This window comes from Priestia sp. 40 (assembly GCF_049368575.1).
Lineage (GTDB): Bacteria > Bacillota > Bacilli > Bacillales > Bacillaceae_H > Priestia > Priestia zanthoxyli.
In genome coordinates, this window is record NZ_JBMPZA010000014.1 from 63,165 (window position 1) to 86,894 (window position 23,730).

At 35.5% G+C, this 23,730-nt stretch carries 23 protein-coding genes and 2 pseudogenes; 14 read left to right on the forward strand and 11 right to left on the reverse strand.

Annotated features, from left to right (window positions below):
* The first annotated feature begins 76 nt into the window (after positions 1-76).
* From ACO1DI_RS14355 to ACO1DI_RS14365, 3 genes are all read left to right on the forward strand, one after another.
* Entirely contained in the window at positions 77-904 is an 828-nt protein-coding gene (locus ACO1DI_RS14355) for a mechanosensitive ion channel family protein (RefSeq protein ID WP_226701137.1), read from the forward strand.
* A 224-nt stretch (positions 905-1,128) separates the two neighbouring features.
* Positions 1,129-1,890 carry a class I SAM-dependent methyltransferase gene (locus ACO1DI_RS14360; protein WP_423145408.1) on the forward strand — a complete coding sequence of 254 codons (762 nt, stop codon included), beginning with the start codon at positions 1,129-1,131 and terminating at the stop codon, positions 1,888-1,890.
* A 278-nt stretch (positions 1,891-2,168) separates the two neighbouring features.
* A complete protein-coding gene (locus tag ACO1DI_RS14365; protein WP_226555663.1) occupies positions 2,169-2,642 on the forward strand; it encodes a stress protein in 474 nt (157 codons plus the stop codon).
* A gap of 272 nt (positions 2,643-2,914) precedes the next feature.
* On the opposite strand, the gene speG is transcribed toward ACO1DI_RS14365, so the two are convergent.
* Positions 2,915-3,439 carry a spermidine N1-acetyltransferase gene (speG, locus tag ACO1DI_RS14370; protein ID WP_423145409.1) on the reverse strand — a complete coding sequence of 175 codons (525 nt, stop codon included), beginning with the start codon at positions 3,437-3,439 and terminating at the stop codon, positions 2,915-2,917.
* Positions 3,440-3,757: 318 nt separating this feature from the next.
* Here speG and ACO1DI_RS14375 point away from each other — a divergent pair, with 318 nt between their 5' ends.
* Positions 3,758-4,114, forward strand: a complete 357-nt coding sequence (locus ACO1DI_RS14375) for a hypothetical protein (RefSeq protein ID WP_423145410.1) — start codon at positions 3,758-3,760, stop codon at positions 4,112-4,114.
* 173 nt (positions 4,115-4,287) lie between these two features.
* On the opposite strand, the gene arsC is transcribed toward ACO1DI_RS14375, so the two are convergent.
* From arsC to ACO1DI_RS14390, 3 genes are read right to left on the reverse strand one after another with little or no spacing between them, the layout of a single operon-like run.
* On the reverse strand, positions 4,288-4,710 hold the full coding sequence (gene arsC, locus ACO1DI_RS14380; protein WP_116740975.1) for an arsenate reductase (thioredoxin): 423 nt from the start codon (positions 4,708-4,710) through the stop codon (positions 4,288-4,290).
* A 24-nt stretch (positions 4,711-4,734) separates the two neighbouring features.
* Positions 4,735-6,033 carry an arsenic transporter gene (locus ACO1DI_RS14385; protein WP_423145411.1) on the reverse strand — a complete coding sequence of 433 codons (1,299 nt, stop codon included), beginning with the start codon at positions 6,031-6,033 and terminating at the stop codon, positions 4,735-4,737.
* Positions 6,034-6,051: 18 nt separating this feature from the next.
* The gene (locus ACO1DI_RS14390) at positions 6,052-6,399 is read right to left on the reverse strand and encodes an ArsR/SmtB family transcription factor (RefSeq protein WP_209368830.1); all 348 of its coding nucleotides are present in this window, start codon (positions 6,397-6,399) and stop codon (positions 6,052-6,054) included.
* A gap of 404 nt (positions 6,400-6,803) precedes the next feature.
* On the opposite strand from ACO1DI_RS14390, the gene ACO1DI_RS14395 reads away from it, so the two are divergent.
* Positions 6,804-7,133: an ArsR/SmtB family transcription factor gene (locus ACO1DI_RS14395; protein ID WP_045289726.1), complete on the forward strand. Its 330-nt coding sequence runs from the start codon at positions 6,804-6,806 to the stop codon at positions 7,131-7,133.
* Positions 7,134-7,171: 38 nt separating this feature from the next.
* Entirely contained in the window at positions 7,172-7,606 is a 435-nt protein-coding gene (locus ACO1DI_RS14400) for an ArsI/CadI family heavy metal resistance metalloenzyme (protein ID WP_182421091.1), read from the forward strand.
* Between the two features lie 197 nt (positions 7,607-7,803).
* Here ACO1DI_RS14400 and ACO1DI_RS14405 read toward each other — a convergent pair whose 3' ends face one another.
* Together ACO1DI_RS14405 and ACO1DI_RS14410 are read right to left on the reverse strand one after the other, a co-directional pair.
* Positions 7,804-8,364: a cysteine dioxygenase gene (locus ACO1DI_RS14405; protein WP_048018678.1), complete on the reverse strand. Its 561-nt coding sequence runs from the start codon at positions 8,362-8,364 to the stop codon at positions 7,804-7,806.
* 51 nt (positions 8,365-8,415) lie between these two features.
* Positions 8,416-9,345, reverse strand: a complete 930-nt coding sequence (locus ACO1DI_RS14410; protein WP_423145412.1) for a DMT family transporter — start codon at positions 9,343-9,345, stop codon at positions 8,416-8,418.
* Between the two features lie 365 nt (positions 9,346-9,710).
* Between ACO1DI_RS14410 and ACO1DI_RS14415 the strand changes: the two are divergent.
* A pseudogene (locus ACO1DI_RS14415) lies at positions 9,711-10,499 on the forward strand (carbon-nitrogen family hydrolase).
* A gap of 139 nt (positions 10,500-10,638) precedes the next feature.
* Here ACO1DI_RS14415 and ACO1DI_RS14420 read toward each other — a convergent pair.
* Positions 10,639-11,682 (reverse strand): PocR ligand-binding domain-containing protein, encoded by a 1,044-nt coding sequence (locus ACO1DI_RS14420; RefSeq protein WP_028413807.1) that lies wholly within the window; start codon positions 11,680-11,682, stop codon positions 10,639-10,641.
* Positions 11,683-11,993: 311 nt separating this feature from the next.
* On the opposite strand from ACO1DI_RS14420, the gene ACO1DI_RS14425 reads away from it, so the two are divergent.
* From ACO1DI_RS14425 to ACO1DI_RS14455, 7 genes and pseudogenes are all read left to right on the forward strand, one after another.
* A complete protein-coding gene (locus ACO1DI_RS14425) occupies positions 11,994-13,127 on the forward strand; it encodes a glycerol dehydrogenase (RefSeq protein WP_209368840.1) in 1,134 nt (377 codons plus the stop codon).
* Position 13,128: 1 nt separating this feature from the next.
* Complete coding sequence (gene dhaK / locus ACO1DI_RS14430) at positions 13,129-14,892, forward strand: dihydroxyacetone kinase subunit DhaK (protein ID WP_014460628.1); 1,764 nt, start codon at positions 13,129-13,131, stop codon at positions 14,890-14,892.
* Positions 14,893-15,500: 608 nt separating this feature from the next.
* Positions 15,501-16,532 carry a recombinase RecA gene (recA, locus tag ACO1DI_RS14435; RefSeq protein WP_014460627.1) on the forward strand — a complete coding sequence of 344 codons (1,032 nt, stop codon included), beginning with the start codon at positions 15,501-15,503 and terminating at the stop codon, positions 16,530-16,532.
* An 804-nt stretch (positions 16,533-17,336) separates the two neighbouring features.
* Positions 17,337-17,765 (forward strand): annotated as a pseudogene (locus ACO1DI_RS14440) (hypothetical protein); the annotation flags it as partial.
* A gap of 469 nt (positions 17,766-18,234) precedes the next feature.
* Positions 18,235-18,642 carry a TetR-like C-terminal domain-containing protein gene (locus ACO1DI_RS14445; RefSeq protein ID WP_223260264.1) on the forward strand — a complete coding sequence of 136 codons (408 nt, stop codon included), beginning with the start codon at positions 18,235-18,237 and terminating at the stop codon, positions 18,640-18,642.
* Between the two features lie 375 nt (positions 18,643-19,017).
* Positions 19,018-19,827 carry a DUF4397 domain-containing protein gene (locus ACO1DI_RS14450; protein WP_423145413.1) on the forward strand — a complete coding sequence of 270 codons (810 nt, stop codon included), beginning with the start codon at positions 19,018-19,020 and terminating at the stop codon, positions 19,825-19,827.
* Positions 19,796-20,437 (forward strand): class F sortase, encoded by a 642-nt coding sequence (locus ACO1DI_RS14455; RefSeq protein ID WP_423145414.1) that lies wholly within the window; start codon positions 19,796-19,798, stop codon positions 20,435-20,437. The genes ACO1DI_RS14450 and ACO1DI_RS14455 overlap by 32 nt, the downstream gene beginning before the upstream one ends.
* 596 nt (positions 20,438-21,033) lie before the next feature.
* Here the strand turns inward: ACO1DI_RS14455 and ACO1DI_RS14460 are convergent.
* From ACO1DI_RS14460 to ACO1DI_RS14475, 4 genes are all read right to left on the reverse strand, one after another.
* A complete protein-coding gene (locus tag ACO1DI_RS14460) occupies positions 21,034-21,333 on the reverse strand; it encodes a hypothetical protein (RefSeq protein ID WP_374734194.1) in 300 nt (99 codons plus the stop codon).
* 136 nt (positions 21,334-21,469) lie between these two features.
* The gene (locus tag ACO1DI_RS14465; RefSeq protein WP_423145415.1) at positions 21,470-22,084 is read right to left on the reverse strand and encodes a VanZ family protein; all 615 of its coding nucleotides are present in this window, start codon (positions 22,082-22,084) and stop codon (positions 21,470-21,472) included.
* A gap of 169 nt (positions 22,085-22,253) precedes the next feature.
* Positions 22,254-22,445: a hypothetical protein gene (locus ACO1DI_RS14470; protein ID WP_226555641.1), complete on the reverse strand. Its 192-nt coding sequence runs from the start codon at positions 22,443-22,445 to the stop codon at positions 22,254-22,256.
* A 229-nt stretch (positions 22,446-22,674) separates the two neighbouring features.
* The gene (locus ACO1DI_RS14475) at positions 22,675-23,670 is read right to left on the reverse strand and encodes an NADPH:quinone oxidoreductase family protein (protein WP_423145416.1); all 996 of its coding nucleotides are present in this window, start codon (positions 23,668-23,670) and stop codon (positions 22,675-22,677) included.
* Positions 23,671-23,730 lie beyond the last annotated feature (60 nt).

Genomic DNA, 23,730 nt, shown 5'->3' on the forward strand with positions numbered 1-23,730 from the left:
TATCATTAAGGTTTGCAAGGAATAGAAGATTTTTGTCTTTCCGTACATTTTTTTGGTATAGTGTTAGAAATAAGGAGTGGGTAAGTTGGTTTTTACTGAATTTTTCCAGCAGTTTCCCGTAAAGGTTTTAACGGTAGGGCTGCTGATTGTACTTATCGTTTATTTTATTCGCAAATTCATTAAGCTTTTCTTTGATAAAACGAGCTTTTTAGATGAAAAACGAGAAGAGACGCTCATGCACTTTTCTAATCAGGTCACAAGAGTATTGGGGCTGGCTTTTTTCTTTATTTATGTGCTTAGCCATTTCTTTGACTTCGGAAAGATTCTCACTAGTTCGGTAGTGTTGGCCAGTGCCCTGGCAATAATCCTCCAGCATATCATCCGTGATTATATAATGGGACTGACTTACTTGTTTGAACGCCAGATCCACCACGGAGATTATGTTATTCTTAACGGAAACCGTCAAGGGAAAATAGAAGAAATTACAATGCGCTACTTAAAGATTCGTCAATATGACGGCTACCTCTATACCGTCTCATATAGCAACATTACGGAACTTCAGAACGGAACACGAGGAAGACGCCGGGTAAATGAAAGTCTTATTCTCAGCTATAGGCAAAACCCGGACGATGCCTTCAAAGTAATGGAGCAGGTAGCACAAACATGTAACGAAAAATATGGCCAATATTTGCTGAAAGATGTGAATGGAATTCCTATAGAAAGTTTTCAATTCAATCAAATTACTGAACTGAACGTAGGTTTTAAAGGTCACCAATATTCATTATCAGGCCTTGTGAAGGAAGCTGATTTTGTAGAAGCGAGCCAAAAGGTGCGATATGAACTCGCAATGGCTGCCTACAAAAATGACCTAATGATGGCTGAAAGCTTCGAGACAAGCCATTAAAAATAAAACTCGTACCTTGTTTATATACAAGCTTTTATATGTAAGATAAAAACACCCTTGTGATTTTTCAAAAGGGTGTTTTTTATTTTAAAAAATATCTATTAAGTACTTCTCCAGTAAAGATTAATTATCTGAAACAGAACAAATTAATTAGTACATCTAAATTCTTCTAGTAACATGGTAAAATTAAACAAAGAACGTAAAAAGGTAAAGGGGGATTAACTATGGCGCAAAAATCTAATTATACAAAAATTAACTCCAAAATGTGGGATGAATGGGCTTCAGCGGGAGGAGAATGGTCATTAGCTATTAATCATCAAGATTTTGTAGATGCAACTCAAGGTAATTTTGATATCTACTTAACACCTTGTAAGCCTGTTCCGCATAACTGGTTTATTCCATTTAAAAAAGCAAAAATATTGGGGCTTGCTAGCGGAGGAGGACAGCAGTGCCCAGTCTTTGCAGCCCAACATGCGAAAGTTACGGTTTTTGACTACTCTGATAAGCAATTAGAATTAGAAAAAATGGTGTCCACTAGAGAAGGCTATTCTATTGATTTAGTTAAAGGGGATATGAGTAAGACATTTCCATTTGAAGATGAGACGTTCGATATGATTTTTAACCCTGTATCAAACTGCTATGTTCAAGATGTTGAACACGTTTGGCAAGAATGTTTTAGAGTTCTTAAAAAAGGTGGCGTTCTGCTATCTGGCTTTGCAAATCCTGCTCTTTATTTATTTGGAGAAGATGAAAAAGCATTACAAGTGGTTAATAAATTACCTTATGATGGAACTAAAAACACCGTAGAAAATGATGAAGAACTTATAAAAAATGGCGGTGTACAGTTTAGCCATTCATTAGAAACTCAAATTGGCGGACAACTAAAAGCTGGATTCACCTTACAAGACCTTTATGAAGATCATCATCACAAGGGGAAAATCACTGAATATATGCCTTGTTATATTGCAACTAAATCCATTAAATAATAGTGGGTTATTATATTGAATGAGCTACCTCAACTTTTTCCAATACGGCGTCATAGTAGAATAATGGCTCAAAAATAAGATGCCATGTTCACCGAGAGAAATGGCAGAAAAAGTGGGAGAGCCTTTAGAAAGAAACTTATCAGCTTATGTTTGGTTGAACAGATGCTTCAAAAGAATGAAATGGTCTACCTCCTATTCTTAATGACAGTATTTTTTGTTTTAATGCGGAAAAAAAGGGTAAATATTCTAAGAATCACCTAAAAATAGGAGGAGATCAAATGAGAAAAGCGAAACAAGCTGTTGTAGCTTCTGCCGTAGGTTTAGCTGTGTTAGCGACGCCATTAGCTCTACCGAATTTAGGAGGTTCTGCAGGCTCCGCAGAAGCTGCAGAAGTTGGAGGAGACGTAACAGTTGATCCCGTAGCCATAGGACAAGCGATTGCAGATGCGGCTAAAACAGCCGACAATCGAAGTGGGTTCGTCAAGGGAGCAATGGAAAAAGCGTTTTTTGAATCGGGTCAACAATATAATGTAATGGTCATGAATTTGAGTCAAAGTTATAATTCAGATCAATTACAAGGTGTTCAGTATTTTGATACCGCAGATTATGATGGTATTACGTATGGAGTCTGGATATTTGAAGAAGGAACATTTATTAATGAAGGTGATGGAGGTTATGATAACTGGGCCTTCAGAGGTTGGTTTGAACGCACAGGAGATGACGAGAAAACAGTCAATTTTCATAGACCTTAATTAAAAATAGAGATGAAGATAATACAAGATTCCCATCAGGGAAGATCGTATGAAGAGCCTTTACCGTAATGGTAAAGGCTCTTCTCAATATTTGAAAGCCTGAGACCGGATGTCTATAAGCATGCAGAATAGAAATTTGTATATCATCTACAGCTTACAAAGAGAAAAACTCCTGTTGCGTCTGAACAGGAGTTTTTCTCTTTGTATTAACAGAAGCCCGATCTCATTCTTTCTTCTCTTTTAGTGAGCAGGAAGCTTATACTAATTAAACCTTAGTTTTTACTTTGGGTTTGTAAATATTCTTTTTGAAACATACACATTCTTATAGCGTTATGATAGCTTCCATCGACAAAAAATTCATCTTTTAACTCACCTTCAATAGAAAAACCGGCCTTCTTATAGATATGAATTGCTTTTTCGTTTTCCTTGTCTACAATTAAGTAAAGTTTATGCATATTCAATACCGAAAAGGCATAATTCATTGCTAGATTTGTGGCAACCATGGCGTAACCATGACCTTGATATGTAGGGTCAATGATAATTTGAAACTCTGCTCTACGATGAATATAATCAATTTCGACCAATTCCACTAATCCAAGCATATCCCCGTCCTTTTCTAGTATGAACCGACGCTCACCTTGATCGTGAATATGTTTATCATATAAGTCCTGTAGCTCTACAAAAGCTTCATAAGGCTCTTCGAACCAATAAGACATAATATTTGCATCATTATTGAGTTCATGGACAAATTTTAAATCTTCTCTTTCCAAAGGACGTAACTTAAGTTCCTTATTCATTTCTCAAACCTCCATATTCTAGCATTACTTTAGCACTTTCCGTTTTAAATGTAAAAGTTGCTGTAGCTTTAAAAAATAACAAGACATAGTGCGATGTTTTACATACTTATTAAAAGAGCCATAGTATAATTTAAACATCTTGTAAGTGAAACTCATTAACTTTAAGGGGTATCTTATGAAAAAAGCAGTTGGTATTTTTCTTATTTTACTGTGTTGTATAAACCAAAGGGTTGAGGCAGCTAATCAGCCTTCAGTAGAACCTATACATCATGAGATCTACGTTTCTCCTATAGGGGACGACAAAAAGTCATACGGAATATGATTTATAAGAATCGTTTTACAGGAATTTCAATTGGAGGCTATGATAAAAAACGTGGAGGGACGATAAATACTCTTATTGAACATAATATTTTATATGGAAATGATACGATGAACATGGATGGTGGCCAATTACTGATGCAATATCATGCAACTCATAATACTATCAACAATAATGTTATGGTTTCAGTAAAATCTAAATTGCTTCTGGCCAATCTTCATTACTCAAATAAATATAATCAGCTTAATAATAATAATAATATATATCTAAATAAAAGTAGAGATACAGCGAACCGATGGATATGGAAGGGGCAAGAAATAGAAAGTTCTACCACCATATCTCCTAGGCTTTTTTAATGATAGTTTCTTTTTAGAGGATATCCTTTAGCGAGTGGCTTGCTGGGATTCTGTTTGAGGCTGGAAAATTATTTACTGCACTATCTGCTAGTTATACTTTTTATTTTAATATAAATAATTACTTGTTAGGAAGAAATAAAGCAGTCTACACAAATAGACTGCTTCTTGATTAATTATTTACCTGTTTCGGCAAAGCGCTGAATACGCTCACCAATTTCATCACGGACACGTTGAAAGAACGCCCATTTCTCTTCATCTGTTCCTTCTGCTTTTGCAGGATCATCAAATCCCCAGTGTTCACGCTTCACATGAGGAGGTGTTACGGGGCAATGATCTGCTGCATGGCCGCATAATGTAACGACCAAATCCGCATTATTTAAAATTTCAGGATCAATGACATCAGATGTTTGATTTGAAATGTCAACACCAGCTTCTTTCATTGCTTTTACAGCGTTGGGATTTAATCCATGAGCTTCTAATCCTGCACTGCGTACATCCCATTCATCGTTATTTAGATATTTTTTTGCCCATCCTTCAGCCATTTGGCTACGGCAAGAGTTACCTGTACATAAGAAATAAAGTGTTTTTTTAGACATGTGTAAAATCTCCTTTATAATGTGTTAAGAAATAATTGATAACCAAATATATAAACCAACAAGCGTAATAAACAATGTTGGGATGGTTAAGATGATACCTGTTTTAAAATAGGTTCCCCAAGAAATCTTAACTCCTTTTGTCGAAAGAACGTGGAGCCATAAGAGCGTTGCTAGAGAGCCAATAGGTGTAATCTTTGGTCCTAAGTCCGAACCAATGACATTTGCATAAATCAGAGCTTCTTTAATCGTACCTGTTGCAGAAGTTGCATCAATGGCCAAAGCATCAATCATCACGGTTGGCATGTTGTTCATAATCGATGAGAGAATGGCTGCAATAAATCCCATACCAATGGTTGCTGCAAATAATCCTTGATCAGCGGTTGTTTGAATAAGGCTTGCTAGTACTTCAGTTAGCCCCACATTGCGTAATCCATACACAACAACATACATACCAATGGAAAAGAAAACAATTGCCCATGGAGCTCCTGCTAACACTTTTTTCGTGTGAACAGCTGGGCTTTTTCTTGCTATTCCTAAGAATAAAATGGCGATAATTCCTGCAATAATAGAAACGGGAATATCGAAAAACTCACCAATAAAGTAACCCAGAACTAAAATGAATAAAACAATTCCTGATAAACGAAACATTTTCTCATCTTTGATGGCCTCAACCGGTTTCTGTAAATCATCTAGATTGTATTTCTTAGGGATGTTTTTGCGAAAATACAAATACAAGACAGCAATACTTGCCAAAAGTGAAAATAAATCTGGCACAATCATGCGTGAGGCAAATTCAGAAAAGCGAATCCCAAAGAAATCCGCTGATACAATATTGACCAAGTTACTTACCACAAGAGGTAATGATGTTGTATCCGCAATGAATCCACTGGCGATAATAAAAGGAAAGACCATTTTATCTTCAAATTTAAGTGCTCGCACCATAGCAAGTACGATAGGTGTTAGAATTAAGGCTGCCCCATCATTTGCGAATAATGCGGCTACTACGGCTCCAAGTAGGGATACATATACAAACATGCGAACGCCATTTCCTCCTGCAGCACGCGCCATATGTAAAGCTGCCCACTCAAAAAATCCAATTTCATCTAAAATTAAAGAAATAATAATAACTGCAATAAACGTTAACGTTGCGTTCCATACAATTTGAGTTACATCTAGCACGTCATGGAAATCAACCACACCTGCTAAAAGAGCTAAAACTGCGCCTCCGCATGCTGACCAACCAATAGACAAGTTCTTTGGCTGCCAAATGACAAAAATCAATGTCACTAAGAAGATGAGGGAGGCTACTATAACTGATACCACTTTACAAACCTCCTACTATTAGCAACAATTAATACGTAATCCTTGCTTTTCTAATTCTTTTAATCGTTCATCTTCGCTTGGTAAAGATTCAAGTATATTCAGGACAAACGGATAATAGCTGTTTTCTTTATTTAATGAGTAGAAAATCCAATGTCCTTTTCGTCTTTCCTTTACAAGTTCGATATCTCTTAATTTACGTAAATGTTGACTAATAGCTGGTTGACTTGCTTCATAAATTTCAACTAGCTCACAAACACAGCACTCGTTATTTTGGAGCAGTTTCATCATAGATAATCTTGTCTTATCGCCAAGCAGCTTCAGTATCTGTGCTGCTTTCTCCATTTCTATTTGTACTTTTACATCCAATCCAATTCACCTCCTTATTTCCAAATATAATTATATAAGTATTTTATTATATATTCAACAAAAATATACGCTGATATTAATCAAAAAAAATTGATTAACCTCTTGATTTATCTAAATTTTCCAGATATGATGAATATATCAAAAAAAATTGATTTATAAAAGTGAGGGTGAAAGCAGTGAGAGTCAACAACTCTGGAAACTTATCTGTTACCTACTTTCGAGCCTATTTTCATTTAGTTATGAACACCCAAGGGATGAACTATAAGGAAGCACAAAACCTAATCTTTCAGCGTTTTTTTCATCAAGATCCTATGCTAAGAGGGGAAACTACATACAGTAACTTTAAAAAAGCTGCCGAGAGCTTCGAATTTTAAATCAAAAAAAATTGATGAAGGAGAATGACAATGGAAACAGTCAAGGAAGGAAAGCACCCATTTAAACAGTACGAACAAAAATTTAAAGCCCTTGCTGATCAAAAGAGATTAGAAATTATGTATGAGCTCTGTCAGCGAGGACAGACATGCGTATGTGATCTAACTGAATTCTTTGGGATGTCTCAATCTAAACTTTCCTACCACTTAAAGATTTTATTAGAAGCAAACCTCATTACAAAAGAAACAAAAGGGACATGGAGTTATTATGATTTAAATGATAAAGAGGTGAACCATCTCTTATCAGAAGAACTTTGCTGCTTGTTTAGAAAAGATACAAGTAAAAGCGGCTCATGCTCTTAATTTACTACATTCAAAATAATACGGAGGAGGAAGTTTGAATGGAATATGTTCACGTAGGAATTAATGTAACGAATCTAGAGGCATCCATTAAGTTTTATCAAAAGGTATTTGGCATTCAACCTGTGAAAACGAAAATAGATTATGCTAAATTCTTGTTAGATGAACCGGGATTAAATTTTACCTTGAACGTACGTGACGATGTAAAAGGTAATCAAGTGAATCATTTCGGCTTCCAAGTAGAAACTCCTGAGGAGATTCATTCCCATAAATCACGACTAGAAAAAGAAGGGTTCTTTGCTCGTGAAGAAATAGATACGACCTGCTGCTACGCTGTACAAGATAAATTCTGGGTAACAGATCCGGACGGGAACGAGTGGGAATTCTTTTATACGAAATCTGATAGTGAGGTTCATCAGACTGAGGATAGCGTTGAGGTGAATAAAAAGTCACCTGCAACCAACTCATGTTGCTGATGCTTAAATGACAAAAAAGACAGGAAGAAGTAGACTCTTTCTGTCTTTTTTATTTAACATAAAATCGATTATGTTTAGCGGAGTTTTCTTGTTAAGACAGTAACTCTAAGCGAGAAAATCTCGTGATGTACGTCCTTTAACTCGACTAAGCAGTTATTTTGTTTCTGTATGAGAAATATTCCAAGGGTCAACAAATATCATTCTTTCTTCTTTAATTGAATCTCTCTTACCTTTTGACGAAGATGATCTGGCCACCACGCTCCACAATCATCGGATACAATGCAAGCAGCGCATGTTTTGAAATCATAAACCATCATCTCCTTGATTGGGGGAGAGTAGAGATGAAGAGTAACTAGACCCGCGCCTTCAGCACTCTTCATCTTGTGCACACCTTTCTTGGGAGCAAAAAAAAGCTTACCTTTTCCCTGATGCTGAGAAAACAGCTCTTCTGGCATTTGGTTTTCTTTAACTTCGTAAACCGTATTTATAGTTGTACCATTTACTACTTGAATCCATCCATGCGAATGACCGTGATCGTGAGGAGCACACTCTATTGCTGACCAATTCATAACAAGTAATTCCACTTCGTCATTTTGATAGAGAAGCTTTCTATAGTATGGCTTGTCTTTTGCTGACTGCAATAGTGGTTTTAAATCATTAAAGTTTATATCTAAAGCCAAAAGAGCCTCTCTCAGTTCCAATTTGGTAGGGGAGTCCAAGTTATCTAAAATATGCTTTACCTGTTCAATTAAGCTCATACACGCATTACCTCCTTATGAGCAGCACAAATTTTTGGGTTTTCTGCATAGCTACAATTTTTTGTTTCTCCATGGCAAGTGCCTCAAAAAAGTTAGTAGTCTTCCATTAGCTACAATTACTCCCACTATAATTATGACTCCTCCTAATATGCTGACGGGAATAATCTTTTCTCGTAACAGTAAAACAGCTGTTATCAATGTCGCTACTGGTTCTAAATAAAGAAACACAGATACCTGTGACGCCTCTAAAACCTCTAATGCCTTTGCCCAGTACCAATAGGCAACACCTGAAACGAATACACCGAGAAATAGTAAATGAGCCCACTCCACGCTCGTTAAAAAAGGCATGATCTCCCAGCCTTTATTTCTTATGAGAAAAGGAGTTGTTAGAGTAAACCCTATTAAACACATATAAAACGTAACAACAAGAGAGGGAAGTTGAATATCCAGCTTTTTTAATAGGACAGAATAGATTGCCCAGTTTAATGTACTTAAAATCATTAACAGGTAACCGATATTAACCGGAAGCTGAAGTGAATGCTGATTGCTAGAAGTGGTCACCAGTAGAACGCCAATAATAGCTACAATAATCCCCGATGCTTTTAATAACGTCATCTTTTCATGCAAAAAAAATACGGAGAGAATGACTGTAAATACAGGAGAAAACGAAATGATCCACCCGGCTGCCGAAGCATTTATTGTGAGAAGTGCTGTTGCCTGAATAACCTGATGAACAAACACTCCAAGGATCCCTAACACAATTAAGTGAGGAATATACTTAAGTGGAATGTTTAATGGATAGCGCTTGAGCACTAATAATACCAATAAAAAAAGTGCCCCAATTCCAAAACGAAGAACAAGGAGTGTGTATGGATCTAGTTTATCTAAAACAGCTTTGGTAGAGACAAAGGAAATTCCCCAAAAACTAATAGACATTATTGCATAGAACGAGGCAGCAAATTTAACCTTTGACGCAATCATAGGATCAATTTTCCTTTCAACAATAAAGGTATCTTTTATTAACTAACATATGCCTTTTCGAAAGGAAAATGAAAAAAATCATGCCATTCTAAAAAAATAGTAGAAACTTTAGTATTTGTATCGTTATCACTATCTCTTAATCTTCATTAAAACAGCTATAGATGTTATGTATAGAAAACTAAATTTGGGAGTTTATAGCCATGTATAGGCTAAATTCTAAAGAGTCTGTTATTAAAAATAAAAATGCCAACTTTCATGGGGGCTTTTCAGAATTTTAAAAGGTGCACAGTATACTTCACTTATATGTAATTAATTGTAAGTCATAAAACTTTTGTACGGGAACAGGTAAGAGTGACTAAAACACAATTGTGGAGATTATAGAAGGCGAAGTTAAGCAAAACGAAAACCGTATTGTATCCTTATTTGCAGAAAAGCTGGATATAGATACGGAGATTGTTGTGATACCTGAAATGTGGAACACTGGTTATGATTTAAAAAATGTAGCACAAAAAGCAGATATTAATTTAAAGAGCACTTTTCCTTTTATACAAAGTTTAGTAATTAAATATTAGGTGAATATCATTGCAGGTTCAGTCTCAAATAAAAGGAATGAAAACATTTATAATACGGCCTTTGCGGTATCAAAAACAGGGGAGCTACTCTATCAAAAAGATAAGATACATCTCGTGCCGATGTTAGATGAACATCATTATTTAACGGGTGGAGATGAAGTTCCAGAAGTATTTGAGATTAACGGTATCAAAGCTAGTCAAATTATATGTTACGACTTACGTTTTCCAGAAATCACACGCTATCCAGCGTCTCAAGGTGCAAAAATTGTATTCTACGTTGCACAATGGACTACCAAAAATATAGACCATTGGAAAGCACTATTGAAAGCAAGAGCTATAGAAAATGGTGTATACGTCATTGCATGTAACAGCGTAGGGAATGTGAATCATAAAGATCATGTTGGCAACACATACGCTGGACATTCAATGGTCATCAATCCAAATGGAAACATTATAGAAGAGGGGAGAGACCAAGAAGAAATCATAACAGCAGAAATTCATATACAGAAAGTTACAGAACAACAAAAAAACATCCCAATATTTAAAAACCTGAGACCCAATGTTTATAAGCACGCGGAATAGAGATTTATATATTATTTATAGCGTAAATGCCAGCACATGACTGTGTCTCATTGCTTTTCCATACTGAAAAGCACCCTTTTTCAGAATACTAGTATCAGTATGGAAAAGTTATATGTTTCTTACGTCAGTACTGAAAACTTTACATTTTTTCTTGATAATATTTCCGATAGACGTTAGGAGTTATGTTTTCATATTTTTTAAATGTCTTGATGTAATATCCAGGGTCATTAAAACCTAATTCATCACTAATCTGTGCAATAGACAAATCCGTTTTTTCTAATAATTGTTTGGACCACTCTATTTTTTTGAGAGAAATAAAAACAGAAAAATTCATACCCGTTTCTTTGGTAAATACACGGCTGAAATAACCTGTGCTAATGTGACATAAATCAGCCATCTTTTGTTGAGAAATTTTTTCTCTTTTATGTTTATAAATGTAGTCAAAGGCTGGCTGTAATACTTTGTTTTTACATACTAAGTGATCGTTAATAGACGTTTTTACGTAAGCATTAGTAACTGTGTTGGCTAGTTCCTTTTTTATATTTTGAATATTATCTAGAGAATAACCGTAAGAAATATCTTCAGTAGAAAGGTCCTCTTTTACTGGAGCCATCTTTTCATATACTTCTAAAATCAAGTTTTTATTCATAGCTTCCTCTACAATGTAGTTACAAAGCCTATATAACATTTGAGCAGCTTCGTTAATTTCTGTATAGGATAGAGTAGGAATAGAATCATATAGACGCTGTATTTCCTCATTATTATTTAACTTCTGTTCAAATCCCTTCGATGGAACAGTAAGCATTTGTTCCAAGGGAGGATGTTTGTCACCATCCTCAATTTTCACTTCTCCCGCCATGATGGCGCCTACATATTTATCATCAATTATAATGGGAATGGCAATATCGACAATATTCCAGTGGCATAAATAGATATAAGGAGCATTGGTTCTAACTGCCTCTAGTCCTCCCCGCGCATCGCACTTTTCACAAAGTTTTGCCGTATTAGGATTTTTACGCATAGTCTCACAAAATGGACGTACACCACTGTGTTGAGAAATGGGCACTCCTTTATAGTTAACCGTGACAATCGCTAATTTTGTAACAAGCGCAAGCGAATCTTGAAGGTTTCGCCATTTCTTTAAATCTAGTATTTTATCTAAATTCATGTAAGTAGTTTTCAATGATGTTTTATCTCCCTTGCTTCTACTTCCCATATGGTAGTTTGGATTACCTATTTGAGAATACCTTTATTTTATTCCTGAGTTCGTAAAATAAAAGAGTGTTCAGCGATAAAGGTAACCTCTTTTCAACGTGAACTTAGTAGTATTTTTACCTGAAATAATGTCATAATAATACCATATTAAATGAAGAGAGCAAAAAAATACGATAAAAAGTTGTAAAAACTCGTCATTTAAGACTAATGTAATCTTACACAAAAGATAGTAAAATTCCGATTGTAAGGGATTACAAAGTTAATTAGGAGGTTTTATTTATGAGAAAAGCATTTATTAGTCCTTCAAAATACATTCAAGGTGAAGATGAAATTTTAAATTTAGGTTATTTTGTGAAAACATTTGGTACCTCTGCACTTTTAATAGCACATCCTGAAGATATTAAACGTGTACAAGACAAATTAGATGCAACAGCAGAAAAATATGGTATTACATTTTTTGAAGGCGGATTCAATGGCGAATGTTCAAGACCAGAAATTTCTAGATTGCAGGAAATAGCAAAAGAAAACAACTGTGATTGTACAATTGGTCTAGGTGGTGGTAAGGCAATTGATACAGCAAAATGTGTAGCAGAGGGAGAGGGATTAATTATCGTCCCAACAATTGCTGCTACGGATGCACCTACAAGTCATTCCGCAGTTATCTATACACCAGAGGGTGCTTTTGATGATTACGCATACTTTAAGCAAAGCCCAAGTGTGGTATTAATTGATACAACAGTCATCGCTAATGCACCTACTAGATTCTTAGTATCTGGTATGGGGGATGCGTTATCTACTTATTTCGAAGCAAGAGCAACAGCACGTTCTTTCTCTAATGTAAATGCTGGATTACCTTGTGGAGTGCGTGAGGACGTATGTGCACCAGCAAAAGGTACAAATGCAGCGTTAGTTTTAGCAGAACATTGCTACAACACTCTATTAGAGGACGGGGTTAAAGCAAAAGCAGCAAGCGATCATAATGTTGTTACTCCAGCCTTAGAAAACATTATTGAAGCCAACATCTTATTATCAGGATTAGGGTTTGAAAGTGGTGGATTAGCTGGAGCACATGCGATTCATGATGGGCTTACTCTTTTAGAAAGTGCGCACCACTACTTCCACGGTGAAAAAGTAGCTTTTGGTACATTAGCACAATTGGTATTGGAAAATGCGCCAACTGAGGAAATAGAAGAAGTGTTAGATTTCTGTTTAGCAGTAGGACTTCCAGTTTGTCTTGCTGATATTGGAGTGGAACAAATTACACAAGAAGAGTTAATGGAAGTAGCTAATAAAGCTTGTATTCCAGAGGAATCTATCTATTCTATGCCATTCCCTGTTAATCCAGAGTCAGTAGCTGCAGCTATTCTTGCAGCAGATCAAATTGGAAATGATTATAAGAAGAGGTTGATATAAAATGAAAAAAATTATTAATAAACCGGAAGATGTTGTACTTGAGATGTGTAAAGGGATGGTTCTAGCACATCCTGAACTAAATTTAATTGAAAAATATAAAGTCATTAAAAAAGACCAAATTAATAAAAGTAAAGTAAGTATAATTAGCGGGGGCGGAAGTGGACATGAACCTGCTCACGCTGGATATGTTGGGAAGGGTATGCTAGATGCAGCAGTTTGTGGTGATGTATTTGCTTCACCTTCTCAAATACAGATTTATCAAGCCATTAAAGAAACAGCTAGCGATAAGGGAACTTTACTAGTGATTAAGAACTACAGTGGTGACATGATGAATTTCAAGAATGCTGCTTATCTTGCAGAAGAAGATGGCATTCAAGTGGATTATGTAAAAGTAGATGATGATATTGCTGTACAGGACAGTTTATATACAGTTGGAAGACGCGGAGTAGCTGGTACTGTTCTTGTTCATAAAATAGCAGGTGCAGCAGCAGAACGCGGCTATGATCTACCAAAAGTGAAAGAGGCCGCAGAAAATGCTATTGCGAATGTTAAAAGCATCGGCTTTGGACTAACTTCTTGCACAGTTCCTGCTAAAGGAACTCCTACTTTCGAGATTGCAGAAGATGAGATGGAGTTTGGCGTTGGTATTCATGGAGAACCTGGTATCCGTCGTGAAAAAATTATTTCAGCAGACGAACTTGCAAAGCGTACGGTAACTTCATTATTAAAAGAAGTAGGGATAGAAGATGGAAAAGGAGAAGTGGCTGTCCTAATTAATGGATTTGGAAGCACACCTCTTCAAGAACTATATTTATTAAATCATTCTGTCATTCGTGAATTGTCACGTAGAAACGTAACGATTGCAAGAACATTTGTCGGAAACTACATGACAGCCATCGATATGGCCGGTGCTTCTATTTCAATTATGAAATTAGATGAGAACTTAAAAAGTCTCCTATCTGAAGAATGCGATACTCCTGCGCTAAAAATCAAAGGTGAAGTACCAGCTGTTACTTATGATGAAATTATTGGTACGGTGGAGGCACCGAAAGTGTCTTATGAGGTGCAAACCAACAAAGAATATTCCGTAGTAACGGAAAATCGACTGACGTTGAATAATATTATTTTTATGGTTGACCAAATGAGTGAATGTATTATTAGAAATGAAGTACCATTCTGTGAACTAGATTCCCATGCTGGTGACGGAGACTTTGGTATGAGTGTTGCTAAAGGGTTCAAGCAGTTGAAAGCTGAATGGCACGAAATTTTAGAAAATAAATCAAATGATATTGGCAACTTCTTAGAGGCTTGTTCTATCGTTATCATGGAGCATTGTGGCGGAGCATCAGGGCCTATTTGGGGATCAGCATTTCGTGCGGCTGGAAAGAACACCGAATCTAAAACCGAACTGACTTTAACAGAATTTGCTGAAATGATCCAAGCGTCTGTAAAAGGCATTCAAGCAACAGGAGAACGTTCTTTTGGACGTGGAGCTGTTGTAGGAGATAAAACTTTAATCGATGCTTTAGTACCTTATGCAGATACGTTAACATCAAGTGCTGCTGAAGATGAAAGCTTGAAACATGCTCTTGTCAAAGCAGCAGAAGCTGCTGTTGAAGGAGCAAAATCAACCGAACAAATTGTCGCACGTATGGGGCGTGCTGGTACGGTTGGAGAAAGAAGTCTTGGTTATCCGGACGCAGGTGCACATGGCTTAGGCGTAATTTTTACTGAAGTAGCTCAAGTAATGCGAGAAAGTAAGTGAAATTTGGTATTATCTCCTCTAAATATAGTATAAAGAAATTACTCCTTGAGAGTGAAGGTTACACTACACTATATTTGGTCGGGATTTTTTATGGGGCACTAATAACAAGCTTTTATAACCTAGTTTAAGTTATATTTTGTAAAAATATACAATAACCAATAGTATTTCAAGGATAAAAAAAGAAAAACAAAAAGTGAACGAGTTCTTGATAATCAAGGGCTCGTTTTTCGCATGTCTTCCAGAATAATGTATATAAGAGAATGAATTATTTTTTGTTCCTATAATAAGGGTTATTTTATACATTAGTTTCAATAACTATAAATATTGAAAGTATAAACTTACTTTTTACAACTATAAGATATTTCTTTAGCTAGTTTGTAGAAAACTTTCTCCTTTACAACTAGATGCGGTTATTGTATGATTAAACAACAGGAACATTTGTTCGATATTAAGGGTTTAGAGATAAATAAAGGAACAACAGAATAAACCAAGACAGTTAAACACAAAATTTTCTCGCACGGAGCAAAAAAATTTGAGCCAACTCTTATTATTTATCCACATACATTGTCGTTTACTGTAAACGTAATAACAATCGGAGGTTTTAAATTATGAATGATAAACAAGCAGCACTAGATATGGCTCTAAAACAAATTGAAAAACAATTCGGTACAGGATCAATTATTAAAATGGGAGAAGGCACACATGCAAAAGTTGAGGCATCTAGCTCAGGCTCATTAGCTTTAGATATAGCTCTTGGAATTAATGGTTACCCCAAAGGAAGAATCATGGAAGTGTACGGACCCGAAAGCTCAGGTAAAACAACCGTTTCCTTGCATGCAATTGCAGAAGTACAAAAAAATGGAGGTCGAGCTGCCTTTATTGATGCTGAACACGCACTTGATCCAGTTTACGCAAGAAAACTAGGTGTAGATATTGATGAGTTACTGTTGTCTCAACCAGATACTGGTGAACAAGCACTTGAAATTGCTGAAGCATTAGTTAGAAGTGGCGCTGTTGATATTATTGTTGTTGACTCAGTAGCAGCATTAGTTCCGCAAAAAGAAATTGAAGGAGAAATGGGAGATTCTCACGTAGGTCTACAAGCTCGTTTGATGTCTCAAGCTCTTCGTAAACTATCTGGAGCAATTAATAAGTCTAAAACCATTGCTATCTTCATCAACCAAATCAGGGAGAAGGTAGGCGTTATGTTTGGAAATCCGGAAACAACGCCAGGTGGAAGAGCACTAAAATTTTATTCTTCCGTTCGTCTTGAAGTTCGCCGCGCTGAACAACTTAAACTAGGAAATGACATAGTTGGTAACAAAACAAGAATTAAAGTAGTCAAAAACAAGATGGCACCTCCTTTCCGCATTGCTGAAGTAGATATTATGTATGGAGAAGGTATCTCAAGAGAAGGAGAAATCTTAGATATTGGTTCTGAAGTAGATATTGTTCAAAAGTCTGGATCTTGGTTTTCGTATAATGGGGAACGTTTAGGACAGGGAAGAGAAAACGCTAAGATTTTCTTAAAAGAAAACCCTGAAATCAGAGAAGAAATTAGAAAAAACATTATTGATTTTAAATATGGTAATAATGACAACGATAATGATATTGATAACGATAGTGAAAACGAAAGCTAATAAAAGCTTAAAATGCCTTTCCCGGCAGCTTCAAGTCTATTCATTCCATTGGAAGCATAAAAAGTTAAAAATAACCTAAATGACAAAATAATATAGAAACTAAGAGAGAACTTATTCTTTTATCAATAACTATATTTACTACACATATTAAAGCGGAAATTATTCCACTTCCTAGACAATTATTAAGAATTAAAGACCCCTTAATCAGATACCTTTTATGGATAGGCCAGTCCTTTAAAAGATAATTGTGAATCCTACTAAAAAGCTACCTTGCTTGCTGAGGTAGCTTTTTAAATTTACTTTTTATACTGTTGAGATAGTTAGATTATTTATTAGAGGTTAGCTCAAAAGAAACAAACAATGAAGTATCTTGGGTGGATATATCTAACCCCATGAAGAATTGTCAGGAAGACCTTATTGAACCAGTAAGAATTAAAGGGATAGACACCAGTTCTCCTCAATAGAGAGCTTAGGAAAAATTGATAGCAGGACAATGTATAGATATTAAGTTTCAATACAATTATTACTGATAATCATCCTTACCTCAACTACATTTTCTACTATAATCCTATTTTCATTTGGTAAAATATATATTTTTTAACCTCTACATTATATAATGCAGTATATTGTTTACTTTTGATGTAATTCATGGAGGGAATTTTGTATAAATTAAAGTATATTCCGTTTGTTGTATTTATTATTTTGTTACTACAAGGTTGTGAAGACCCGTTAAACAAGAAAAGTAGTCGTGAACATGAAGAAACTTTATTAATAGAAGATACGGAGAAAAAAGAGGAAGAGTCTATGACAACCGTTTATGATAAAGCTAAATGGCATTATGAAGGGGATTTCCCAAATGACTTGAGTGAAAAGCAGGCGTTCGTTCATACTGGAATGTATCTTGGGTGGATCATCGAAAAAAACTTATATAGTGAAGAGTTTGAAAAAGCATCCGAACAGGAGATTCTAGAATTCAAACAAAAAAACATGACCGGAACTGAAGTCTACATGGAATTGGATGGCGTTTTTGCAAGCGATATGTTGAATGCAGAGGGAAGAGCTTTTACAGAAAGCTACTTTGATTTTGATAAAGGAACCTATTTAAATGATTATGAACACATATTTCCTTATGTAGAATCCCTTTATGAGGTAGAAGATACGTGGGATAACTATAAAACCATTAAAGCAAAGGTAGATAACCGTTTTGTTGCCTGGAAGCATGTAAAACAAGATAGTAAAAGCGATAAATTATTTACAGTTGAGTCTTATATTAGTTCATTAAAAGAACGACTTTACAAAAACGAAGATAAACTAATCGATAGTATTAAAGAAGTACACACGTTTCATTATTACGAAGGCATTGACTTATTAGAAATTGAGGCCTTTATTCAGCCATTTGATTTATCAATTAGGATGTTTTCTATGGATGACGAAGCAAATGAAGTTTTCTATGAAGGGAACGACCATACCGTTTTTTCAGGAAGTCATGAGCTGCTCGAAGAGATGGAATATTATAATTTAGCTGATGAACGTTCAGATGAGTTTTGGGAGTTCTACGAAGCAAACGAAGAAGAAATATCCGCTGCTGAGAAAGAATTAATTACAGACTGGTTTATTTCTTGTTGGAATAAAGCCAGTGACAATGACATTAATCTGCCTGTTTATCTTAATTTTCATGATGATATAGAATCTTTTGATTTAAATGAGGATAAATGGATCGATAGTGAAGAAAAATGGTCTAACTAAAATAGTAACTACATTTAAGCTAAATGCACCGTATCTGAACATCGTTTTCTACATCTATAAAAACCGAAATTTTTTTGAACTTATTAACTACGATGACACCTTACCAGGGTTACATATACAGTTTCCTCAAATGATATTAAAGATCTACAAGGAACAGTTTATTTTTGAAACCATCAATAATACAGCAGTTAATATGGAGTACTTTAAACGCTATACAGCCTATGGATTTTATGGTCTTCTTCAAAATTGGATTCGAAATGGCTTTAGAGAAAACACGGACGAATTTATTCACGAAGTCATTGATCTAGCGAAAACACATATATACTCGATTGAGTATATTGGAAACAAAGGGGAAAACCTCTAATGCTTTTGGCATCTTAAGCAGTTCTCTTAATACATGTAAGTCTTCTCATTTACATGTATTGAGAAAAAAAGAGTTTAGAAATATGATTCAACAAATCAATTTAAATTGTTAATTATTTATTATCAACTTTTTGGTTTTTTACATATTTACAGCTAATCTCTACTGAGTTAACGCTAAAAGCTATAATTTTCAGCTTAAACAAGAGCGTTCAAATGTGTGAAGACCTATTAGCAAGATAAACATCTTCGCTTCTCTCAAACACCTGAAAACTTCTTCAGCATATTCACAGCATCTAAATTGTATACATTTTGTATTAGTTTTGTTTATATTTAGTTGAGGGCAAACGTCCCAAAAAAAAGGAAGAGGAGTGGGAAAATGAAAAAAATCTTTTCAGTAATGGCGGCAATGGTTTTATTATTGGCATTTGGGGCTGGTGTTTCTGCGGCTGGCAATGATGCAATGGTCAGAATCGTTCATGCTTCTCCAGATGCTCCGGCGGTTGATGTTGTAGTTGACGGTAAAACAATTGTTGAAGGTGCTGAATTTAAAGCTGCCACAGACTACATGATGCTTCCTGCAGGAGAGCACAAGGTTGAAATTTTTGCAGCGGGAACAGTTGCTGACGGCAAACCGGTCATCTCGTCTGATTTAACAGTTGAAGCCGGCAAGGCCTATACGGTAGCAGCCATCAACAAACTTGACTCTCTTGAACTTAAAGTTCTGAACGATGATCTAAATGTAACAGAAGGAAAATCAAAAGTGCGCGTTGCACACTTTTCACCTGATGCACCTGCAGTTGATGTAGCAGTTAAAGGAGGAGATGTCCTATTTCCTGGAGCAGAATTTAAAGGTGTAACGGAATATTCAGAAGTAGATCCTGGATCCTACGATCTTGAAGTAAGAGGTGCTGGAACAAAAGATGTTGTTCTTGACCTTTCGGATACAGAATTAAAAGCCAATATGTCTTACACTGTAATTGCAGTGGGGCTTGCAGGTGGAGAACCTGCTCTTGAAGCACTTGTTCTTGCTGATCCGGCAATGATGCCTTCTGAAATGCCAAAAACAGGAATGGGCGGAACATCTGAAGATCAAACAAACAGCTACCTACCAATAGCAGCAGTATCAATCCTGGGATTAGGTGCTCTGGTGGTATATGGAATTAAGAAAAAAGCAAGCAGTCATTAAAACGGCTGCCCTGTTGCTGCTATTAGCAGGGTGTTCCCAATCTGGTGAAGATTCGGCATCTAAAGTGAAAGACACTCGGATAGAAAATGTTTCTGCGGTCTCGGATTCATCGGGGACGGCAGCTGTAAAGCCAAAACCCTATAAGCACGGTGAAACAAAAGGAATTGAACCGAGCCGAATCAGCATCCCGTCTCTAGGCATACGTGCTGATGTTGAATCCGTAGGCCTTATTTCTAAAGGTACAATGGAACTCCCCTCAGATGACAAGCTGACAGCATGGTATAAGAATGGAGCTCTTCCAGGCGAACAGGGAAATGCTGTCATCGCTGGACACGTTGACAATAAGACAGGACCAGCAGTATTTTTTGATTTAAAAAATATAAAGGTCGGAGAGGAAATCATTATTGCCGGAAAAAATGGCGGCAAGCTTACATTTATTGTACAGGAGAAAAAATCCTATCCGTATGATGATGCACCCATTCCGGCGATATTTGGATTCAGCCAACAAAAGAAGCTGAATCTAATTACGTGTACCGGTAATTTTGACCGCAAAAAGAAGACGCATTTGGAACGTCTTGTTGTAACCGGTTTTCTAAAAGAAGAAAGCTAAGATTGTGAAGTATGACCTTGAGGCACTGATATCTGACCAAGAAGAAACCCGAACTCATCGATGAGTTCGGGTTTCTTCTGCATTTAAAATACATTTGTGACGGTATCGCAGATTTGCAAAAATAGCTGCTGAATTATTAGGTGTAGATGGTGTTAGAATCTACTATGACCAAGCTTTGTGAAATTTTAGGGGAAAGCTACCTCTTTACTTTTATTTATTGAGGATTAAAATTGGGATATGCTCTATTAAATAAAAAAGACTACCTTACTAGAGTTAACGTTTTTTACGCTACTTAGGATGCATGCAAACCAAAAGTTTATACTGTATGCATTTTAACACTCTTAAAGAAAAGATTTCAGTCTTAAGAACGAGGTGAATATCAGTCCTCAACTATACTAACTCCAATATTTCTTCTAATGGACTCTGAGGAAAAGGTATCTTCTTAAAACAGAGTCGGTCAAAACACTTATTTTTAAAGTTATATGTATATGAATCTACAAATCTGGCCAGACTAATAAAGTATTCCCCCTATTCCGATAAATTTGAAAACCCTTTGCGTATATGAGCAAAGGGTTCTTTTTTTATGTAAATATTTATCAAGGCGCAAATCCTTGAAAACTGACAGCAAGATACATACCAAACGAAAGAGCACATAAGGAAACAAAATGTAATGTTAAAAAAGGGATTTTCTGTTTACCTTTGATAAAGAAAGAATAAATAAACCCGAGTATTGTAACTAAAATTAAAATAGGCACAATAATCTTAATCACAGTACCAAAAATATTTGCTGTAACAACTGATAAAAGAAAAAGTGCAATTAAAACTACATATAAAGTTATCGATATGACTAAAGAGGCTATTGATACCTTTAAAGCATCTTTAAAGAATTTCTCCATCTAATTTCCTCCTATTTTTAGCAACGCATATTCATTATAATATACATCAAAAAAGGAAATAAATACCTTTTTCTTAGAGCATATTATATTTCTAGTTACCATAACGTTATTTATCGGCACGAAAAAAGGCAACTATCTATATAGTCGCCTTTTTTTGCTTTACTGGCTTGCTTATTAAATATTGACTTATCAAAAGAACCACATAACCTATAACTGTGCCAAACGTGTTAAGTAGAACATCATCAATATCCGAGCTACGTCCTATAAAATATTGAATGAATTCAATTAAGCATGTAACAAATAACCCTAAGATCATTACTCTTTTAAAGGAATGATACTTTCTCCAAATAAGGGATACAAAAAAACCTAAAGGTAAAAATAACATAACATTTGCAGTTAGATTTAAAAGAGATACGCTATTCCATTCGTCAACATTTGTATTCGTTTGAAAGAAGTATTCGTAAAGGGTATGAAAAGGCATGATATTTACATGAGAAAGCTCATTTGTAAAATAAATATCAAAAAAAGGCTCTCCAGTATCTGTAAAAATACCCGCATTCCAATTTGGAACAATGGTTTGAGATGCCAAACCAACAAGATATAATGCAAACAAACCTAAAATAAGTTCCTTTTTGAAAGATGTTATCTTTCTTTTCTTCTTTAAAAAGATAAAACGAAACCCTACATAAAAGGGTAATGCAGCTAAGATATACCCAAGCATATCTTCTACATATAAAGTGATTAAACCCATTAAAACTATTTCAACACCAATCTATTCAAAAATGACAAGACCACATTATACCATTAAATGAAATAATAAGTAATAATTCTCTACTAAATGAAAAGCTAGTCAACATAATGTGCGTTCTAGGTACCACAAAGAGAACTTTATGTCCCATAGATAATCCTTTTTCTAACTTTTAACTCTTTGTTCCATCTTCCTTAACTGTTTTATTACGTTTTTTCTCTAAAATTATTTTTAAATGAAGCATACATGCTAATAAACCACCACTAACAATAACCCAACGCATAAACTCTTCAAATTGGGGATCAAAAATATTTATTAAAGCTATTATTAGTCCTACTAACATCCCAATATAATTTAAATACAAATACAGCACTCCTAACTATCACTTACCTAATAATTACATTTTATCAAAATTTACGTATTGATTCAGAATGAATATAATATACCAATCCAGTTACCGTAATCAACATTCTAGGCACCAAAAAAGCTAAGGGTTAAACCCTTAGCTTTTTTGATTGTATTTCTCAAACACTTAAAAAATCCTTTATAGTGCTTGATTTTTGACATTAAGAAATCTCAATATAAATTTCTTATCAGACTAATTTTACAATCGTTCTTCCTCTTACATGCCCTTTTAAAATGTTAGGAAGAACAGTAGGAAGCTGATTTAAATTAATTTCTTGTGAGATAAAATCTTCAAAATTAGATGGCTTGAAATCTGTTGCTATGCGTTTCCATATTTTTAAACGTGTTTCCATTGGACAGTATACAGAGTCAATTCCAAGTAAATTGACGCCCCTTAAAATGAATGGAAAAACAGTAGAGGCCAGTTTTGTCCCAGCTGTTAATCCACTAACAGCAACTGAACCTCCATATTGAATCTGGCTTAAAACAGAGGAAAGAGGATCTCCACCAACAGGGTCAACGGCTGCAGCCCATTTTTGTGTCCCTAAAGCTTTAACTTTTCCTCCATACGTCACATCCCGTGAAATAATGGTATGAGCTCCGAGTTTTCGTATATACTCATACTCCGATTCTTTCCCTGTGCTAGCTTCTACCTTATAACCCAGAGAGTTTAAAAATGAGACCGCAAAACTGCCAACGCCACCGGTTGCACCTGTCACAAGAACTTTTCCTTTTTCTGGCGATACTCCATTCTCCTCTAGACGTTGTATAGATAGAGCTGCCGTAAATCCTGCTGTTCCTACTACAATGGCTTCTTTAAGGGTCAAATTTTCAGGTAAAGGTACAATCCAATCACCTGGAATACTGGCATATTCGCTGTATCCACCAAAATGGGAAACACCTATATCGTAACTTGTTGCAATGACTTCATCTCCTTCATGAAAGCGAGGGTCATTAGAAGAAACGACTACACCTACTAAATCTACCCCTGGTATAAATGGATAATTTCTTACGATTTTACCATCAGGAGTACCTGCTAGCCCATCTTTATAGTTAATCCCCGAATAATGTACCTTGATTAAGACATCACTCTTAGGCAAAAATTCTAGAGAAATATTTTTTACATTCATTGAAAATTCATCATTAACTTTGTCTACTACTAGCGCTTTGAATTGATCTTTCATTTTGTCATTCCTCCTTTGTGAAACTACTTCTAGTATACATTATTATTCTGACCGGTCAAA

Bases quoted from the DNA above. Each gene is read 5' to 3' on its own strand.
- ACO1DI_RS14360 (WP_423145408.1), top strand. From the start codon at position 1,129: ATGGCGCAAAAATCTAATTATACAAAAATTAACTCCAAAATGTGGGAT.
- ACO1DI_RS14365 (WP_226555663.1), top strand. From the start codon at position 2,169: ATGAGAAAAGCGAAACAAGCTGTTGTAGCTTCTGCCGTAGGTTTAGCT.
- speG (WP_423145409.1), bottom strand. From the start codon at position 3,439: ATGAATAAGGAACTTAAGTTACGTCCTTTGGAAAGAGAAGATTTAAAA.
- ACO1DI_RS14375 (WP_423145410.1), top strand. From the start codon at position 3,758: ATGATTTATAAGAATCGTTTTACAGGAATTTCAATTGGAGGCTATGAT.
- arsC (WP_116740975.1), bottom strand. From the start codon at position 4,710: ATGTCTAAAAAAACACTTTATTTCTTATGTACAGGTAACTCTTGCCGT.
- ACO1DI_RS14395 (WP_045289726.1), top strand. From the start codon at position 6,804: ATGGAAACAGTCAAGGAAGGAAAGCACCCATTTAAACAGTACGAACAA.
- ACO1DI_RS14400 (WP_182421091.1), top strand. From the start codon at position 7,172: ATGGAATATGTTCACGTAGGAATTAATGTAACGAATCTAGAGGCATCC.
- ACO1DI_RS14405 (WP_048018678.1), bottom strand. From the start codon at position 8,364: ATGAGCTTAATTGAACAGGTAAAGCATATTTTAGATAACTTGGACTCC.
- ACO1DI_RS14410 (WP_423145412.1), bottom strand. From the start codon at position 9,345: ATGATTGCGTCAAAGGTTAAATTTGCTGCCTCGTTCTATGCAATAATG.
- ACO1DI_RS14425 (WP_209368840.1), top strand. From the start codon at position 11,994: ATGAGAAAAGCATTTATTAGTCCTTCAAAATACATTCAAGGTGAAGAT.
- dhaK (WP_014460628.1), top strand. From the start codon at position 13,129: ATGAAAAAAATTATTAATAAACCGGAAGATGTTGTACTTGAGATGTGT.
- recA (WP_014460627.1), top strand. From the start codon at position 15,501: ATGAATGATAAACAAGCAGCACTAGATATGGCTCTAAAACAAATTGAA.
- ACO1DI_RS14445 (WP_223260264.1), top strand. From the start codon at position 18,235: ATGAGGATAAATGGATCGATAGTGAAGAAAAATGGTCTAACTAAAATA.
- ACO1DI_RS14450 (WP_423145413.1), top strand. From the start codon at position 19,018: ATGAAAAAAATCTTTTCAGTAATGGCGGCAATGGTTTTATTATTGGCA.
- ACO1DI_RS14455 (WP_423145414.1), top strand. From the start codon at position 19,796: ATGGAATTAAGAAAAAAGCAAGCAGTCATTAAAACGGCTGCCCTGTTG.
- ACO1DI_RS14460 (WP_374734194.1), bottom strand. From the start codon at position 21,333: ATGGAGAAATTCTTTAAAGATGCTTTAAAGGTATCAATAGCCTCTTTA.
- ACO1DI_RS14465 (WP_423145415.1), bottom strand. From the start codon at position 22,084: ATGGGTTTAATCACTTTATATGTAGAAGATATGCTTGGGTATATCTTA.
- ACO1DI_RS14475 (WP_423145416.1), bottom strand. From the start codon at position 23,670: ATGAAAGATCAATTCAAAGCGCTAGTAGTAGACAAAGTTAATGATGAA.